Here is a 17,651-nt window from a genome sequence, read left to right as displayed (position 1 = left end):
GCGCCGCAGAGCGTGCTGAGCCTGCTCCAGGGCTAAGCACGGACGCACCGCAACGCACCATGGGGCCCCTCCGCAAGGAGGGGCCTTTTTTTGACGCCCTGGATGCGGCACAGGATTTGCTTGGCAACGGGGAGCCGTCGCAACGCGCAGGCGCCGCTCAAGAAGCGCTCCCGCGCGCCGATACCCCCCTCAGCCGCTGGCGCACCGCGTGCCGGCCACCTCAAGGACCGCCACCATGTCCACCACTGGAATCGGCTCAGGCCTGGACATTCCCAGCTTCGTCGCCAAACTGGTGGCGAAGGAACGCCAGCCGCAGGAAGACCGGATCAACCGCGACGGTACCGCTTCCAGCGCGCAACTGTCGTCCTTGAGCACGATCAAGAGCGCGCTGTCCAACCTGCAGACGGCGATGAGCACGGTGTCCGACAGCGCCGACAAGGGCGCCTACAAGGCGACCATCGACGACGGCGCCGGCTATACCGCCACCGTGACCTCCAGCGCCAACGCCGGCAAATACGGCATCGAGGTGGTGAAACTGGCGCAGTCGCAGAAACTGACCTCGTCGGCCTACGCCAGCGGCGCCGTCGTCGGTGGCGGCACCCTGACCATCGCCTACGGCAGCACCACGCTCAACATCAACGTCGATGCCGGCAGCAAGCTCAGCGACGTGGCCGCCTTCATCAACAAGGCCGCCAACGGTGCCGGCGTGACCGCCAGCGTGGTCACCGCCGACGATGGCGACCATCTGGTGCTCAACGCGGTCGACACCGGCACCAAGGGCGCCCTGACCATCACCACGTCCGGTGGCGACGGCGGCCTGGCCAAGCTCACCTACCCGCCCGGCAACAACGGCGGGCTGACCCAGACCATCGCTGCCGCCGATGCGGTGGTGAAAGTGGACGGCTTCCAGCGCACCTCCAGCAGCAACACCATCGCCGACCTGGTGCCCGGCGTGGCCATCAATCTCACTAAGGCCGTGGCCGGCACCAGCTTCAATCTCAACATCACCAACGACAACACCCCGCTGAAGGCCAATCTGACTGCCCTGGTCAGCGCCTACAACTCCGCCAACAGCGTGCTCAAGTCGTCCAGCGCCTACGACGCCACCAACAAGAAGGCCTCGCCGATGACCGGCGATGCGATGGTGCGCGGCCTGCAGCAGTCGCTGCGCCGGCTGGTCAGCGACAACGTGAGCGGCCTGATGGCGATGGGCGTGACCATCGACAAGGACGGGGTGATGAGCTTCGACAGCGCCAAGTTCGACACCGCGGCGGCCGCCGATCCGTCGGCGGCCAAGACCCTGCTCGGCAACAACGGCAGTTTCGGTACCGGCATGAGCACGCTGCTGAAGAGCAACCTGGACAGCACCAGCGGCACGCTGACCCAGCGGACCGACGCGATCAACAAGCACATCGCCGACCTGACCGACCAACTCGGCGATCTCGACAAGCGCATGCAAGCGCTGAGCGACCAGTACACCGCGCGCTTCACGGCGATGGAGACGCTGGTGACGCAGATGCAGAGCGTGAGCGACGGTTTGGCCAAGCAGTTCAAATGACGCACAGGCGGCCGCGCGACTCAAGTCGAGACGCGTGGCGGCCGATAGAAAGAGTATCGACAGTCATTACGGATTGGCCGCAGCAACCGCAGCGTCGCCGCTCACCGGCGCGGCGCGGAGGCCAGCCGATCCACCCGAGGAGTTTTCCATGTACGGTTCCAGCCGCCAGTACGCCGAGCAATATCGCAAGATGGGCATTTCCACCAGCGTCACCGATGCCGATCCGCACAAGCTGGTCGCCATGCTGTTCGCCGGCGCCTGCCAGCGCATCCGCCAGGCCCAGGCCTGCCTCGCGCAGGGCGACCAGGCACGCAAGGGCAAGGCGATCGGCGAGGCCTGCGCCATCGTCGGCCATCTCAACGGCTCGCTCGACCACGAGGCCGGCGGCGAGATCGCCGGCAATCTGTCGGCGCTCTACGACTACGTGATGCACCGGCTGACCGAAGCCAACCTGCACAACGACGACGCCGCGCTGACCGAAGCGCTGGAACTGCTCAGCGAGATCGACGCGGCCTGGGCCGCCATTCCCGCGCAGCAGCGCGAACTGGCCACGGCGAACGCGTCGTGAACATCCAGCTCGCCGACCTGCACAACGACCTGCACGAGTTGCGCGAGGTCCTGCGTGGCGACGACTACGCGCTGGCCCAGGCCATGGTCGCCGACCACGAGCGGCACCTGCAGGCGTATCTGCAGCAGGACGGCGCCGACCGCTCGCGCGAGGCATTGAAGCCGTTGCTGGCCCTGCAGCAGGCGGTGACCGCGCAGATGCGCATGGAGCGCGACCATGCCGCGGCTTGGCTGCGCAGCAGCCGCCAGTCCAGCCACGCCGCGCGGCTCTATTCGCAGGCCGGACTGCTGGGATGAACACCGGCTCGGACGGCGCGGCGCAGCACCCGGCCGACGCCGAGCTGTTCCACGACACCCTCAGTTGCGAACTGGCGCTGCCGGCGGATTTCCGCCTGGGCAACGGCGCCGGCCGGCTCGCCGCCGGCGAAGCGCTGTTGCGCAGCCTGGCGCAGATCGAGGATCTGCGCGGCGAGGACGGCAGCGACGACCGCAGCGAGTCCACCGCGCAGACCCAGCGGATGGAGGCGAAGCTCGACCTGATGCTGGTGCTGCTGGGCCGGCTGGCCCGCCAGCACGAGGATGCCCTGCCGCTGCGGCCGCTGTGCTGGTCGCGCCGGGGCGTGCGGCTGGAGTTGGGCGCGCGCTCGGGCGCCACGGCCGGCGCCGCCGGCCTGCTGCGCCTGCAGCCCTCGGACTGGCTCCCGGACCACCTGGAACTGCCGGTGCGGGTGCTGGCCGAGGCCGCCACCGCGGGCGTCGTGCAACTTTGGCTACGGTTCGAGACACAGCCGCCGGGCCTGGAAGAGGCCCTGGAACGCCACCTGTTCCGGCTGCACCGCCGGCAGATCGCCGACAGCCGGCGCGCGCGCTGAGCCGGCACACCGCCCCCCGGACCGTCGCGGCGAGGTTGGCGGCGGCGGGCGGCTCGGCTAATGTGCGGCTCTGAATAGAAGGACCTGCACCGTGCGAGTCATCATCGTCGACGATCACACCCTGGTACGCGCCGGCCTGAGCCGGCTGCTGCAGACGTTTGCGGACGTCGACGTGGTCGCCGAGGCCAGCAACGCGCAACAGGCCGTGGACCTGGCCACCCTGCACCGCCCCGACCTGGTGCTGATGGACCTGTCCCTGCCGGGGCGCAGCGGCCTGGACGCGCTCACCGACGTGCTGCACAGCTCACCCAAGACCCGGGTGGTGATGATGTCGATGCACGACGACCCGGTGCATGTGCGCGATGCGCTGGACCGCGGCGCCACCGGCTTCGTGGTCAAGGACGCCGCCCCGCTGGAGCTGGAGCTGGCGTTGCGCGCGGCCAGCGCCAACCAGGTGTTCCTGAGCCCGCAGATCTCCTCCAAGATGATCGCGCCGATGCTCGGCCGCGAGCGCCCGGTCGGCATCGCCGCACTGTCGCCGCGACAGCGCGAGATCCTGCGCCAGATCGGCCGCGGCCAGAGCAACAAGGAAATCGCCTCGGACCTGGGCATCAGCGTCAAGACCGTCGAGACCCACCGCGCGCGGATGATGGAATCGCTGGGCTGCCGCCGCGCCAACGATCTGGTCCTGCTGGCCGCACGCCACCAGGGCGAGCTGAGCTGAACTGGGGACGGCATCCCGACACGGGACATTGGCATGGCGCTTGCCTTAATCGGTCAGCAGGCGTGACGCTTCCGCCGGACCCCGCTGCATCAGGCATTTCGCCGTCGACTGTCCGGCGCCCACGCGCCGCATGTCGGGAAATCCCTGACACCCTGTCGGGAATTTGACTACCCTACTCAGGAACACCCCGATTCTGTTACCGTCGGGCGACAAGCACTATGCGTTCCACGGGCGCCAGAGGGTTGGCGCCGAACCGAGGAAGTCCGCATGAAGCCGACCGTTTCCGCCCAACTGGGCCAGCAACTGCATCTGACCCCGCAACTGCTGCAGTCGATCCGGCTGCTGCAGCTCGATGGCATGCAACTGGAACTGGAAATCCGCCGCGCACTGGAGACCAATCCATTGCTTGAGCTGGAAGAGCCCGAGGGCGTGATCGAGCCGGTGGTCAAGCATGAGGACGCCGCGCTGGAAACCGCGGCATTCGACGAACTTCCCGAATCCTCGATGTGGGACATCCCGGCCGCCGGCTGGAACGACGGCGAAGACGACCGCATGCAGCGCATCGCCGCGGGCGAGTCGACCGATCCGCACCTGCGCGTGTTGCAGCGGCTGGCCCTGGAACTGCCGGCGGCGGAACTGGCGGCGGCCGCGTTCTGGCTGGAACACTGCGACGATGCCGGCTACCTGGACGGCCCGCTTGACACCCTGCAGCAACTGGCCAGCGCCCGGCTGGGCCTGTCAGTGGCGCAGGCCGAAGCCGTCCGCCAGCGCCTGCTGCATGGCGACCCGGGTGGCCTCGGCGCCTGCGACCTGCGTGAGTGCCTGCAGGCGCAGCTGAGCGACCTGCCCGGCCGCGTGCCCGGCCGCCACCTGGCCGGGCGCATCCTCGCCGGCGACCTCGACCTGCTCGCCAGCCACGACTACGCCCTGCTCGGTCGCCAGCTCGACGCCGAGACCGACGACGTGCGCGAGGCGGTGCGGCTGATCCTGTCGCTGCAGCCGCGCCCCGGCGACAGCCTGCAGCCGCAGGATCTGGGCCATGTCCTGCCGGACGTGGTCGCCTGGCACGCTGACGGCACCTGGCGTGTCGCGCTGAACCCGGCCACCACCCACCGCGTCACCGTCAACCCGATGCACGAGCGCGCCCTGGCCGAGGCCGGCGACGCCGCGCAGCCGCTGCGCGAGATGCTGCAGGAAGCGCGCTGGCTGACCCGCGGCCTGTCGATGCGCTACGAGACCCTGCTGCGTACCACCCGCGCCATCGTCGAGCGCCAGTCGGCGTTCCTGGTCAAGGGCGAGGAAGCGATGGCGCCGCTGACCCTGAAGGAAGTGGCCGAGGCGATCGGCATGCACGAGTCGACCATTTCCCGCATCACCACCGGCAAGTACCTGCAGACCCCGCGCGGCACCTTCGAGCTGAAGCACTTCTTCGCCGTGCGCCTGGAAGGCGCGGCGGTGTCCGGCCAGGCGGTCCGCGCCATGGTGCGGCGCCTGATCGAATCCGAGCCGGCGGGGCGGCCGCTGGCCGACGAGGCCATCGCCGGGCTGCTGTCGCGACAGGGCGTGAACGTGGCACGGCGCACAGTCGCCAAGTATCGTGAACAATTGGACATCGCTCCCGCACGCGAACGCCGCCGCGGCAGCAAACCGCTGCTGGCCCGTGCGGGCTAAGGAAAAACGACGCATATGAACAAACTGTCCGTGCTTCTGGTCGACGACCACGAAGGTTTCATCAACGCCGCCATGCGCCACTTCCGCAAGCTCGACTGGATGGAAGTGATCGGCAGCGCCGCCAATGGCCTGGAGGCCATCGAGCGGTCGGAGTCGTTGCGCCCGCAGGTGGTGCTGATGGACCTGGCCATGCCCGAGATGGGCGGTCTGCAGGCCACGCGCCTGATCAAGACCCAGGATCAGGCGCCCTACATCGTGATCGCCAGCCATTTCGACGATGCCGAGCACCGCGAGCACGCCATGCGCGCCGGTGCCGACAACTTCGTCAGCAAGCTGTCCTACATCCAGGAAGTGATGCCGATCCTGGAGGGACTTCGGACCGAAGGAGTGCCGGCATGAGCGAATCGCGGATCCTGGTGATCGATGACGACGCGGTGCGCGCCGAGCGGACCGTCAGCCTGCTCGAATTCATGGACCTCAACCCGCGTTGGGTCACCGACGTGGCCGACGTCCAGCCCGGCCGACACCGGCAGACCGAGTGGATGGCGATCCTGGTCGGCGGGCTCGACGACCAGGACCAGGCCGATGCCTTCTTCGGCTGGGTGGCGCGCAGTTCGCTGCCGCCGCCGGTGCTGCTGCTCAACGGCGATGCGCAGGCCTTCGCGCAGCGCCATGGCCTGCACGAAGCCAACGTGTGGCAGCTGGAAGCGCCGCTGCGCCACGCGCAGTTGGAAACCCTGCTGCGCCGCGCCAGCCTCAAGCGCCTGGACGCCGAGCACCAGGCCGGTGCCGCGCAGGACAACGGCCCGACCGGCACCAGCGCGGCGGTGACCCGCCTGCGCCGGCTGATCGACCAGGTCGCCGCCTTCGACACCACCGTGCTGGTACTGGGCGAGTCCGGCACCGGCAAGGAAGTGGTGGCGCGGGCGATCCACCAGCAGTCGCCGCGCCGCGACGGTCCGTTCGTGGCGATCAACTGCGGCGCAATTCCGCCGGATCTGCTGGAAAGCGAACTGTTCGGCCACGAAAAGGGTTCGTTCACCGGCGCGCTGAGCGCGCGCAAGGGCCGTTTCGAGATGGCCGAGGGGGGCACCCTGCTGCTCGACGAGATCGGCGACATGAGCCTGCCGATGCAGGTCAAGTTGTTGCGCGTCCTGCAGGAGCGCAGCTTCGAGCGGGTCGGCGGCAACGTGACCATCCGCTGCAACGTGCGGGTGATCGCCGCGACCCACCGCAACCTGGAAGAACGCATCGCCGGCAACCAGTTCCGCGAGGATCTGTTCTACCGGCTCAACGTGTTCCCGATCGAGATGCCGGCGCTGCGCGAACGCAGCGACGACCTGCCGGCGCTGGTGCACACCATCGCCGCGCAACTGGCGCGGACCGGGCGCGGCGAAGTGCGCTTCTCCGAAGAGGCCTTGCAGGCGCTGCGCAGCTACGAGTGGCCGGGCAACGTGCGCGAGCTGACCAATCTGGTCGAGCGCCTGGCGGTGCTGCACCCGGGCGGCCTGGTGCGGGTGCAGGACCTGCCGGCACGCTACCGCGGCGACTTCGCCTCGTCCATCGACGTCTCGGCCCCGCCGGCGCCGATCGCAACCGATCCGCGGCGGGTACCCAACGTGGTCGACCTGCACGTCGGCGGCAAGCCGGGGACGGACGCGGATGCGCCGACCCAGGCCGTGGCGACGCTGCCGGAAAGCGGCCTGGACCTGCGCGGGCACATGGCCAACATCGAGCTTGCGCTGATCAACGAGGCGCTGGAGCGCACCCAGGGCGTGGTCGCGCATGCGGCGCAGCTGCTGGGCCTGCGGCGCACCACCCTGGTCGAGAAGCTGCGCAAGTACGGCATCGACCGCGACCAGACCGAACTGGCTAGCTGACTGGCGAGTTGAGCCGGCGCACGGCGTCGGGTGCGGCCGCACCCGACGCGCCCCTTGTCCCTCGGAACGCCACGCCCTCTTCCCTTTCCCCGCCACCTGCCGGCCCGACGCGGGCGCTGTCGCAGCGCGCGCGCTCGCGGCGGCCAAGCCAGGTTTCGCCTGCACCGCATCCCGATCGGCACCGCCGACAGTGGACAGGCACCTTTGGCATGTGGCTTGCTTCACGTTTCCACAGCACCGGGCGGCGCGTTCCGCACCGGGGACTTCCACCCGTCGCCAGGCAGGTCCCATGTCCATCCCCGTCACCAGTCCGCTGCTGCCGCCCCTGGAGGCGTTCGTCCCCTACCTGGAGCAGATCTGGCGCAGCCGCATCCTGACCAACGGCGGCGACATGCACCGCGCACTGGAAAAGGCGCTGGCCGAGTATCTGGGGGTCAACCACCTGGCGCTGCTGACCAACGGCACCCTGGCGCTGCTGACCGCGCTGCAGGCGCTGCGCATCACCGGCGAGGTGATCACCACGCCATACTCGTTCGTCGCCACTGCGCATTCGCTGCTGTGGCGCGGCATCAAGCCGGTGTTCGTGGACATCGATCCGCAGACCATGAACCTGGATCCGCTCAAGATCGAGGCGGCGATCACCCCGCACACCACCGCGATCATGCCGGTGCACTGCTACGGCACGCCTTGCGACACCAGCGCGATCGAGCGTATCGCCGATACCTACAACCTCAAGGTCATCTACGACGCCGCGCATGCGTTCGGGGTCAAGGACGCCGGCGGCTCGATCCTGCGCCACGGCGACCTCAGCGTGCTCAGCTTCCACGCCACCAAGGTGTTCAACACCTTCGAGGGCGGCGCCATCGTCTGCCCGGACGCCAAGACCTACCAGCGCATCAGCCGCCTGAAGAACTTCGGCTTCGTCGACGAAACCACCGTGGTGGCCACCGGCATCAACGGCAAGATGAGCGAGATCAACGCCGCCTTCGGGCTGCTGCAACTGCAGCACATCGACGACGCGCTGGCGCAGCGCGGGGCGATCGACGCGCAGTACCGTCGGCGCCTGGCGCAGGTGCCGGGGATCCGCTGCCTGGCGCCGCGGGAACCGGGACTGTCCAACTACGCCTCGTTCCCGATCCTGGTCGAGGACGCCTTCCCGCTGGTGCGCGACGAACTGCACCGGCTGCTGCGCGGCCACGACATTCTGGTGCGCCGCTATTTCTACCCGCTGATCAGCGACTTCCCGATGTACCGCGGCCTGCCCTCCTCGGCCCCGGCCGGCCTGCCGGTGGCCCGGCAGATGGCCGAGCGCGTGCTGTGCCTGCCGATCTTTCCCGGACTGGCGGCCGAGCAGGTGGACGCCATCGTCGACCTGATCGCCGCGGCGGGCAGCGTCATGCCCGCGTCCGATTCCCGTCGCACCCTGGTCCCTCCCTCCTTCGCCCAACCCGTGGAACCCGCAGCATGAGCCAAGAGACGTTTATCGAGAATTTCCTGTCGGCCACGGATTTCCAGAATCCGGTCGAGGTGACCATGGACACGGTGTTGCGCGAGCTGCCCGAATGGGATTCGCTGGCCGCGCTGGGCGTGATCGTGATGTTCGACATGGAGTACGGCAAGACCATCACCGGCGAGCACCTGGCCGCCGTGGTCACCCTGGGCGATCTCTATCAGTTGACCGAGGCATAGCATGCCGACCTCCACGTTGCACAACGTGCGCTTCGCCGGCATGGCGACCTGCGTGCCCAGGCGCGTCGTCTCCAACCTCACCGATTGCCGGCCGCAGATCCGCTCCGAGCGCGAGCGGCTGGTGCGCAACATCGGCATCCACACCCGGCGCATGGCCGCGGACTGGCAGTGCTTTTCCGATCTGGCCTTCGACGCGGCGCAGGTGCTGCTGGAGCGCCTGCAGTGGCAGCGCGAGGAGGTCGATGCGCTGATCGTGGTCACCCAGTCGCCGGACTATCCGATCCCGGCCACGGCGATCATCCTGCAGGACCGCCTGGGCCTGTCGCACGCCACAGTGGCGTTCGACGTCAACCTGGGCTGCTCGGCCTACCCGTTCGGCATCAACCTGCTCGGCTCGATGATCGCCGCCGGCGGGGTCAAGAAAGGCCTGCTGCTGGTGGGCGACCGCAGCGCCACCTTCGACGATCCGATCTTCTCCGATTCCGGCACCGCCACCGCGCTGGAGTTCAGCGCCGACGCGGCGCCGATGCATTTCGACCTCAACAGCGACGGCAGCGGCTATCGCGCGATCATCCTGCCGGTCGGCGGCCATCGCGAGCCGGTCGGGGTGCAGCACCTGATCCCATATCGCGCCGACGAGAACGACCACTGGCACCGTGGCGTGGACCTGCAGCTGGACGGCGTGGCGGTGCTGAGCTTCTCCACCCAGCGGGTGCCGCCGGCGGTGCAGAAGCTGCTCGACTACAGTGGCGTATCCAAGGACGAGGTCGATTACTTCGTGTTCCACCAGGCCAACCGGATGATCAACGAGACCATACGCAAGAAGCTCGGCCTGCCGCCGGAAAAGGTGCCCTCCACCCTGCACGATTTCGGCAACACCAGCGGCGCCTCGCTGCCGGTCACCATGACCGCGCGCATAAACAAGGAACTGGAAGCGGGCCGCAAGCGCGTGCTGCTGTGCGGTTTCGGCATCGGCCTGTCGTGGGGCACCTGCCTGATCGACATCGAGGGTGCGGTGTTTCCGGAGTTGATCGAGTCGTGAGTGCCGACATCGATCCAAGCGACCCGTTCGCGCTTCATGGCAAACGCATCCTGATCACCGGTGCCTCGTCGGGCATCGGACGGCAGATCGCGCTGAGCTGCGCGGAGATGGGCGCGCAACTCGTCGTCAGCGGTCGCGACGAGGCCCGCCTGGCCGAGACCTTCGCCGCATTGCAAGGCGCAGGACACGCGCAGGTCATCGCCAATCTGGACAGGCAGGAAGACATCGACCGCTTGGCGACCTCGGTCGGCGTCCTGGATGGCGTCGCGCACGCGGCCGGAATCGCCCGGCTGGCACCGTTCCGGCTGATGAACCGAGCGCATCTGGACGAAACCTTCGCCAGCAATGTGTATGCGCCGCTGCTGCTGACGCGCGGCTTGCTGGCGAAGAAACGCATCAACGCCAATGGCTCGATCCTGTTCATCTCGGCGGTGGGCTCGCACATCGGTCCTGTGGCCACCGCCGCCTACTCGGCCAGCAAGGCAGCCCTGCTCGGCGCAATGCGCACTCTGGCGCTGGAAGTGGCCAAGCACGGTATCCGCGCCAACTGCATCGTGCCGGGTTACGTGCGCACCCCCATGCTAGAGGGTCTCAAGCAGAGCGGCGGCAACATCGACGAGCACGCCAAACTGACCCCGCTGGGACTGGGTGAACCTGAAGATGTAGCTTACGCGGCGGTCTTTTATCTGTCCGACGCCAGCCGCTGGGTCACCCGCAACTACTTCCTCGTAGATGGCGGCCTCACCGTGCCGATGGATATCTACGCATGAGCAATCCGACGCGCAGAGCCTTTTCCCTAAGTGGCAAGACCATCCTGGTCACCGGCGCATCGTCCGGCCTTGGCCAGGAAATCGCACTGACCTGCGCACGACGCGGCGCGCGCCTGGTCATCAGCGGTCGCGATCCCGAACGTCTCCAGCAAACCCATGCGCAACTGGCCGGCGACGGGCATGTGCAGGTGCAGGCCGACCTGACCGTGTCGGAGGACCAGGAGCGCCTGGTGCAAGCCAGCCGGCGCGTCGACGGCGTCGTGCACTGCTTCGGCGGGCAGATGCTGTCGCCGATCCGCCAGCTGAAGGAAGAACTGATGACGCGCATGTACCAGGTTCATTTCCTGGCACCGGTCATGCTGACGCAGCGTCTGCTGCAAGCCAATGCCATTAACGCGCAAGGCTCCATCGTGTTCATGCTGTCCACCTCCGCGCATATTGGGACACGCGGCGTGGGACCGTATTCGGCGATGAAGTCCGGCCTGCTGGGCATTATCCGGTGCCTAGCGTTGGAACAGGCGAAGCACCGTATGAGAGTCAACGGCATTTCGCCATCGGCCGTGCCCACTCCGCGCCTTTGGGGTGAGGACGATGGGCTCAACGCGCTGCTCAACCAGCAACGCGCGCGCCACCCACTGGGTCTGGGCACACCGCAAGATGTCGCCAACGCCGCGGTTTATTTGCTGTCCGACGCCAGCCGCTGGGTTACCGGCACCAGCCTGGTCATGGACGGCGGAGCGGTGCTCTGATGGAACGGGCCCTCATCATCGGCGCCGGTGGCTGGGGCCGCGAAGTATTGGAGCAAATGCATGACGACCTCGGGCATGGCAAGGACTGGCTGATCGGCGGGTTCCTGGACAGCCGCGCCGGCATCCTCGACCGCTACGACATCGACACGCCGATCATCGGCGATCCGATGAGCTACCAGCCACAGCCTGACGATGTGTTCGTCTGTGCGATGGGCAACCCCTACGACCGCCACCGCTACGCGCTGCCGATTCTCGAGAAAGGCGGGCGGTTCATTCCCATCCTGACCGACGTCCGCCTGGGCAGACGGGTGCACTTCGGCCAGGGCTGCTTCTTTGGCCTGCTGGTACAGTCCGGGCCGGACGTGCGCATTGGCGACTTCGTCACCATCCACGCCCAGAGCATGCTCGGGCACGACGTAAGCATCGGCGACTACGTGCACGTTGGCGCAATGGCATTCATGGGCGGCGGCGTCCAGATCGGCAACTTCGTCACCGTACATCCGCGCGCCACCCTGATGCCCGGCGTCAAGGTCGGTGACGGCGCGGTCATCGGGGCCGGCGCGGTGGTCATGAAGGACGTACCGGCCGGCGCCAGCGTGTTCGGCAACCCTGCCCGAATCGTGTTCCAGAAAGACATTTGACCAGGCAGCTCCCCATGCGCTCGCGAATGCACCCGAAGTACTACCTGTCACCGGAGATTTTTGCCCGCGAGCAGAACAAGATTTTTCGCAAGGTTTGGCTGTTCGCCGGTCTGAAGACCCTGCTGACGGAGAACAACAACTTCGTCACCCGCAAGATCGCCGGCGTCCCCCTGGTCATCCAGAACTTCCATGGTGAAATTCGTGCGTTCGAGAACGTTTGTCTCCACCGCAGCGCGCTGATCCAGGCCGGCGCGATCGGTTGCCGCCCGTTGGTGTGCCCTTACCATGCATGGAGTTACGACGAACGAGGCCGGGTGAAGAACATCCCGGACTGCGACGCGCTCTATCGTATGGATGATGGCGAAAAGAACAACCTCAAGCTCCGCGAATTCCCACTGCACGCCATTGGCAACGTGCTGTTTGTCAACCTGGATCCTAACCCGATGCCGATCGAGGAGCAGTTCTCGCCGGACTTCATCGCTTTGCTGGAAAATAGCTCCAACGCTTATGACACCGAGGTCATGGTGACCACATGGCCTGGCCGGTACAACTGGAAGCTCGCTTACGAAAACCTTCGGGATGCCAATCATCCGCGCTTCGTCCACCCCAGGACACTGGCCAAGAATGTCAGCTTCGTTCCCCACGTGGACGAGGAACAAGCCAAGGAGTCCATGGAAACCTTGCAAGACACGTCGCCCGCGGGCTTGAGGCGCGAGATGCGCCGTTTCAGCTTCGGCGGCGCTGACGCCCCCATCCCCAACCTTAGACACTTCGGCTGGCACGACAAAGTGGAACGCTGGGGCGAGCAGGACGCCTACTTCAACTGGTTGGCTTTCCCGAACTTGCATATCGCCAGCGCGAACGGCGGCCATTCCTTCACGCTGGAGTACCACACCCCCATCGCGCCGGATAGGACCGACCTGGAAATCTATTGGTTCAGCGCACGCAAGAAGCGGCCTTATGGGTTTTCCGGCCAGGTGTTACTGGCACAAATGCACGGCAGCAAGGCAGTGGTGGGCGAAGACGTGGATATCATGGAGCGGGTGCAGTCCGCACTGCACGCAGATGCTCCACTGCCCACCCAGGGCGACTACGAATCCCTGAATCGCCTGGTCGAACGCTGGTACGCGATGCTGATGGAAACCGACCATGAAATTTAGGTGGATCATCGGCGGCGGCGAATACCTCGACCTGGCCTTTCACGCCTGGAAGGAGGCGTGTCCGGACGAGACGGTCATCAGGATCGACGTGCCACAGGATGCCGATCACGCGTTCGATCTGGGTGTGCTCGATGGGCTGAATCCACCCGACGGGACCATCTTCGCTGCCTTTGACGAACGCTTCGGCAACTTCAAGCGCATGGAATTGATGCAGGCCGCAATGGAGCGTGGCTTCAAGCTGGAGCCGTTCATACACTCCAGCGCCGCCGTCGGCGAGGACACGGTCATCGGCCTCAACGCGTTCGTAGGTGCCAATGCTGTCGTCGGGCACGGCTGCAGGATCGACTACAACACCGTCATCCATGCCGGAGCGCACCTTGGGCCGGCGTGCCGCATCAAGTCCTCATGCTGGATAGAGCATGGTGTTCAGATCGGCACTGGCGTCGAAATTGGCGGCAACAGCATCCTGCGTACCGGCGCCATCGTGCGCGCAGGCGTCAAGGTGGGCCGCAGCTGCGAACTTGGCTGGCCACGTGTCTACGACAAGGACGTGCCTGCCAAGACCTATTTCGACACCCGCTATGACAGCCCTATTCATACTTACGACGGATGACCGTCATGCACTCAAGAAACGAACAGCTTCGCCAGCGCATCCTCCGTATCGGGGAGCAGGAGCGCCCCGCACTCGACGATGTCATTGCGCGCCTGCCAACGATTGCCAACCGCCCTACTTTCCTCGTTGCTCCCCAGTCCTACGCAGGCATGGTGCACGGCCCCAGGGTAGTGGCCAACCTGCGGCATGTAGTTGCCGCGGTGGATGACCAAAGCACCCATCTGGACAGCGTTCACGGCGCGCCGCGCTGGAGCAGTCAAGAATTTCTTGCCAATGCTGGGCAGTATCCCGATGCAGTCGCCATCGATTTCTCTTGTAGCCCGCGCGGCCGTGCGTTTGCCAGCAATCTCTGCGTCACCGCGCACATCAAACAGCTGAGCGTTGCGCCTTCGCTGGATCCACTGATCCCGAATTTTGAGCAGCGCCCCCTCTTTTTCATCCAACCGCGCTCTGGCATTGGCAACATCTATGCCCCCCAGATCGTCCAACACTCTCCCCATGTGATCGCCGCCGTGGGCGACAAGCCGGGCGACGGTGACACCGTTCATGGCGTGCCGCGTTGGAGTTGGCGCCAGTTCGTCGAACAAGCGGCGCGCCACACCAATGCACTGGCCATCGATTTCTCCTACAGCCCGGAAGAATCTGGCTTGGCCCGCAAGCTCTGCGAACAGGCAGGCATCGCAAGGGTGGACGCCTGCCTGGCGATTGCCCACTGTGGGCTAGTTGCAGTTTACGAGCCTGCCCAGGTGTACCGTCAGCGCACGCTTCTGCGCCTGGACGAGTTTCTGCGTCTTGCGGATCGCCTGGACGATGAATTGAGCATTTTTACGCTCTACAGCAACCTATTGTTCCGCCTGACCTACGATTCCAGCTTTCTGAGGGAATGCTGGGCCACGCCGGTCAACGAATACTTTTCCACGTTCGCCGATGGCAGCACCTTTCAACTGGGCAAGCGCGAACATTTTTGCGATGGCGGCGCCTTCGAGGGCCCCATCGTCCGCAAGTTCCTGGATGCATCCCGCTATCAGTACGAAAGCATCGCCGCTTTCGAACCCGATCGCATCAACTTCCAGAAACTGCAGGGTGTTGCCAGCGACCTCCCTTTTTTACCTCGCAATCTCCAGACCATTAACAAAGCCATCTCCAACGAACATACAACATTGCGCTTCAAGGAGACCGGCACCGTCTCCAGCCATGTGTCGCAGGATGGCGAAATTTCCGTATACACCACGCGCCTAGACGACGAACTTGAAAAACTGACGTTGCTGAAGCTGGACATCGAAGGATTTGAAGCCAAAGCACTGGAAGGAGCATCTCGCCTCATCCATACCCAGCGTCCCCGCATGGCTATTTGCGTATATCACTACGCCCAGGATTTGCTAGATGTCGTGGGGCAACTGGATAAATTGGTGGATGGCTACCACTTCCGACTACGCCAGCACTCTCCCGCCCACTACTACGACCTTGTTCTGTATGCATCGCCCGTCGCCGGAGCCGCGCCGCCGCCTTGGGCGGATTAAGATTGACTAACAGTGCCCCTTGAACAGGTCTGTTGAGCCACCGCCGGGCTCACCGCAAGGAAGTCAGCTCAGCGCCGCGGAAGCGCCTCCCCCCCCCCCGATCCCGCAAGTGCCGCCTTGGCCGCGAGTAGACGACCAAAGCACGCTCAGTGGCATCGTGTACGGGCTTCGCGCGAGCATCGCTTGGGGGGATCTGGCCGCAGAAACTGGGCTACGCCAGCGGCATGAACGGCTGGCGCCGATTGTGCGACTGGCAGCCCGCGGGCGTGTGGAACCGAATGCACCAGGTATCTGGTCGAACTTCGCCACGCCGACCGGCTCGGCTTCAGCCGAGCAGTCAGGACGCGGCCAGGGTGTTTTCCCCTGGGAGCGCATCCAAGGGGACCGAATCCGACCGACCGCGGCCAACGCGGCGGCAAGCGGCGCGTGATCACGGATCGGCACGGCGTCCCTTGGCGTGGGGCATGCTCGCCAAACCCCGCGAGGACCGGTCGGCCACGACCCGGCACGCATGTTGCATCCTGTAGCGGATCGGCCCCGTCAACGCCCGTATCCGAATGACGCAGAAACCACTAACAATGCAGTGGACGCCCTTTTCCAAGTCGAACACGGTCAATTCCGCATGAGTTCCCCCGCCCTGGTCAGCGTGGTCATGCCGGCCTACAAGCTGCGCTACTTCGAGCAGGCGCTCGACAGCGTGCTGGCCCAGACCTATCCGGCGCTGGAACTGGTCATCTGCGACGACAACCCCACCGAGGCGATCGCCGAGGTGGTGGAACGCCGCGCAGCCACTGCCCCGTTCCCGATCCGCTACCACCGCAATCCGGAGCGCTACGGCGAACTCGGCAGCACCGCGCGCGGCATCGCCCTGGCCCGGGGCGAGTACGTGAAGTTCCTGCACGACGACGACGTGTTGGCGCCGGACTGCGTTGCCGCGCTGATCGCGGCGATGCAGAGTGCACCGAATGTCCTGCTGGCGTCCTCGCGCCGCCAGCGCATCGACAGCCACGGCGCGCCGCTGGAGGACATCCCAGCCACCGCCTTTCCGTTCGCCGGCGACGTGCTGCTGGACGGGCCGGAGCTGCTGTCGTTCCTGGCCGACCACACCATCAACTTCGTCGGCGAGCCCAGCTGCGTGTTGTGCCGGCGCAGCGACCTGCTGGAGATCGGCGACGAGCTGATGACGCTGGCCGGCAAGGTCATCAACTGGGTCGGCGACCTGGCGCTGTACGCCAAGCTGCTGCACCGCGGCCACCTGGCGCTGCTGGCAAAGCCGCTGACCCGCTTCCGGGTGTCGGAGGAACAGTACAGCCAGGCCGGCCGCGACCAGCCCGGCATCGGCGACCAGGGGCATGCCAACTTCCGCCAGGGCGTGCGCGCCATGGGCTGGTACCGCGGCGATGGCGACGTCCGCCAGGTCACGGTGACGCCGCTGGGCGGCGGCCCCGGCACGCCGGTGGACCTGCTGCAGGCGATCCAGGACGCCTACGCGCGGGTCTGCGTACAGGCGACGCTGCGCGACTGGCAGGCGCAGCGGACGGTGACGCCGGCGCAACGCGACCTTCTCGACGCGCGCCTGGACGCCCTCGGCGGCGCGCCGCGGCTCGCCGTGCTGGTCGACGCACGCGGCGCCGACCGTGCCGCGCTGGACGCCACGCTGGACAGCCTGCTGCTGGAGGGCACGCCGTTCGCACAGGTGCAGGCGCTGGTGCTGGGCGACGCCTCCCTCCCCGCGTGGCCCGACCCGCGGGTCCGGATCCTGCCACCGCTGCCGGCCGCGGCCGATGCGGCGGCGCTGTCCGCCGCACTGGAGATGGCGCCGGGCAGCGACTGGTGCCTGCGCGTGGTCGCGGGCACCCGGTTCTACGCCGGCGGCCTGCTGCGGCTGCTGCTGGAACTGGCACGGCAACCGCAGTGCAACGCACTGTATTCGGACGAATGGCTGGCCGTGGACGCGGACACCCTGGCGCCGCTGCTGCGGCCCGACCCGGACCTGGACCTGCTGCTGGGCAACCCGCTGGCCACGGCCGGGCACTGGGTGTTCCGCCGCACGGCGGTGCAGGCGCTGGGCGGTTTCGATCCGGCCCACGACGGCGCCAGCGAGCTGGACCTGATCCTGCGTTTGTTCCTGCGCGACGGCGGCGACGGCATCGCACACCTGCCCGAGCCGCTGCTGGTCGCCACGCCGGCCAGCG

Annotated in this window: 18 protein-coding genes; all 18 read left to right on the top strand. The window is 66.6% G+C overall.

From position 1 onward, the window contains the following. Positions 1-235: 235 nt before the first annotated feature. Positions 236-1,558, top strand: coding sequence for a flagellar filament capping protein FliD (gene fliD, locus D588_RS0114050; protein WP_017916434.1), 1,323 nt, complete (start codon positions 236-238; stop codon positions 1,556-1,558). A gap of 148 nt (positions 1,559-1,706) precedes the next feature. Further along, entirely contained in the window at positions 1,707-2,126 is a 420-nt protein-coding gene (fliS, locus tag D588_RS0114045) for a flagellar export chaperone FliS (RefSeq protein WP_010341674.1), read from the top strand. Further along, on the top strand, positions 2,123-2,422 hold the full coding sequence (locus D588_RS0114040) for a hypothetical protein (protein WP_017916433.1): 300 nt from the start codon (positions 2,123-2,125) through the stop codon (positions 2,420-2,422). The genes fliS and D588_RS0114040 overlap by 4 nt, the downstream gene beginning before the upstream one ends. After that, the gene (locus tag D588_RS0114035; protein ID WP_017916432.1) at positions 2,419-2,997 is read left to right on the top strand and encodes a PilZ domain-containing protein; all 579 of its coding nucleotides are present in this window, start codon (positions 2,419-2,421) and stop codon (positions 2,995-2,997) included. Before D588_RS0114040 ends, D588_RS0114035 begins: the two co-directional genes overlap by 4 nt. 91 nt (positions 2,998-3,088) lie before the next feature. Then, positions 3,089-3,721, top strand: a complete 633-nt coding sequence (locus tag D588_RS0114030) for a response regulator transcription factor (protein WP_017908534.1) — start codon at positions 3,089-3,091, stop codon at positions 3,719-3,721. Positions 3,722-3,988: 267 nt separating this feature from the next. Beyond that, a complete protein-coding gene (gene rpoN, locus D588_RS0114025) occupies positions 3,989-5,392 on the top strand; it encodes an RNA polymerase factor sigma-54 (RefSeq protein ID WP_017916431.1) in 1,404 nt (467 codons plus the stop codon). A 15-nt stretch (positions 5,393-5,407) separates the two neighbouring features. Continuing rightward, on the top strand, positions 5,408-5,791 hold the full coding sequence (locus tag D588_RS0114020) for a response regulator transcription factor (protein ID WP_010341669.1): 384 nt from the start codon (positions 5,408-5,410) through the stop codon (positions 5,789-5,791). Continuing rightward, positions 5,788-7,272 (top strand): sigma-54 dependent transcriptional regulator, encoded by a 1,485-nt coding sequence (locus tag D588_RS0114015; RefSeq protein WP_017916430.1) that lies wholly within the window; start codon positions 5,788-5,790, stop codon positions 7,270-7,272. The genes D588_RS0114020 and D588_RS0114015 overlap by 4 nt, the downstream gene beginning before the upstream one ends. 289 nt (positions 7,273-7,561) lie before the next feature. Next, positions 7,562-8,740, top strand: a complete 1,179-nt coding sequence (locus D588_RS0114010; RefSeq protein WP_017916429.1) for a DegT/DnrJ/EryC1/StrS family aminotransferase — start codon at positions 7,562-7,564, stop codon at positions 8,738-8,740. Beyond that, positions 8,737-8,961, top strand: coding sequence for an acyl carrier protein (locus tag D588_RS0114005; protein WP_017908530.1), 225 nt, complete (start codon positions 8,737-8,739; stop codon positions 8,959-8,961). Before D588_RS0114010 ends, D588_RS0114005 begins: the two co-directional genes overlap by 4 nt. Position 8,962: 1 nt before the next feature. Further along, positions 8,963-10,003: a ketoacyl-ACP synthase III gene (locus tag D588_RS0114000; RefSeq protein ID WP_017916428.1), complete on the top strand. Its 1,041-nt coding sequence runs from the start codon at positions 8,963-8,965 to the stop codon at positions 10,001-10,003. Further along, positions 10,000-10,773 (top strand): SDR family oxidoreductase, encoded by a 774-nt coding sequence (locus tag D588_RS0113995; protein ID WP_017916427.1) that lies wholly within the window; start codon positions 10,000-10,002, stop codon positions 10,771-10,773. Before D588_RS0114000 ends, D588_RS0113995 begins: the two co-directional genes overlap by 4 nt. Beyond that, a complete protein-coding gene (locus tag D588_RS0113990) occupies positions 10,770-11,522 on the top strand; it encodes an SDR family oxidoreductase (protein ID WP_017916426.1) in 753 nt (250 codons plus the stop codon). Before D588_RS0113995 ends, D588_RS0113990 begins: the two co-directional genes overlap by 4 nt. Continuing rightward, on the top strand, positions 11,522-12,163 hold the full coding sequence (locus tag D588_RS0113985; protein WP_017916425.1) for an acetyltransferase: 642 nt from the start codon (positions 11,522-11,524) through the stop codon (positions 12,161-12,163). The genes D588_RS0113990 and D588_RS0113985 overlap by 1 nt, the downstream gene beginning before the upstream one ends. A gap of 14 nt (positions 12,164-12,177) precedes the next feature. Further along, the gene (locus D588_RS0113980; protein WP_026143713.1) at positions 12,178-13,323 is read left to right on the top strand and encodes an aromatic ring-hydroxylating dioxygenase subunit alpha; all 1,146 of its coding nucleotides are present in this window, start codon (positions 12,178-12,180) and stop codon (positions 13,321-13,323) included. Further along, positions 13,313-13,936: a UDP-3-O-(3-hydroxymyristoyl)glucosamine N-acyltransferase gene (locus D588_RS0113975; RefSeq protein WP_017916423.1), complete on the top strand. Its 624-nt coding sequence runs from the start codon at positions 13,313-13,315 to the stop codon at positions 13,934-13,936. Before D588_RS0113980 ends, D588_RS0113975 begins: the two co-directional genes overlap by 11 nt. Further along, positions 13,933-15,456 carry an FkbM family methyltransferase gene (locus D588_RS0113970; protein ID WP_026143712.1) on the top strand — a complete coding sequence of 508 codons (1,524 nt, stop codon included), beginning with the start codon at positions 13,933-13,935 and terminating at the stop codon, positions 15,454-15,456. Before D588_RS0113975 ends, D588_RS0113970 begins: the two co-directional genes overlap by 4 nt. 622 nt (positions 15,457-16,078) lie before the next feature. Beyond that, positions 16,079-17,651 (top strand): glycosyltransferase family 2 protein (locus tag D588_RS0113965; protein WP_017916420.1); only part of this gene is annotated, 1,573 nt, incomplete at its 3' end.

The organism is Xanthomonas sp. SHU 308, from assembly GCF_000364645.1.
Lineage (GTDB): Bacteria > Pseudomonadota > Gammaproteobacteria > Xanthomonadales > Xanthomonadaceae > Xanthomonas_A > Xanthomonas_A sontii.
This window is presented reverse-complemented; position numbering and strand designations above follow the sequence as displayed.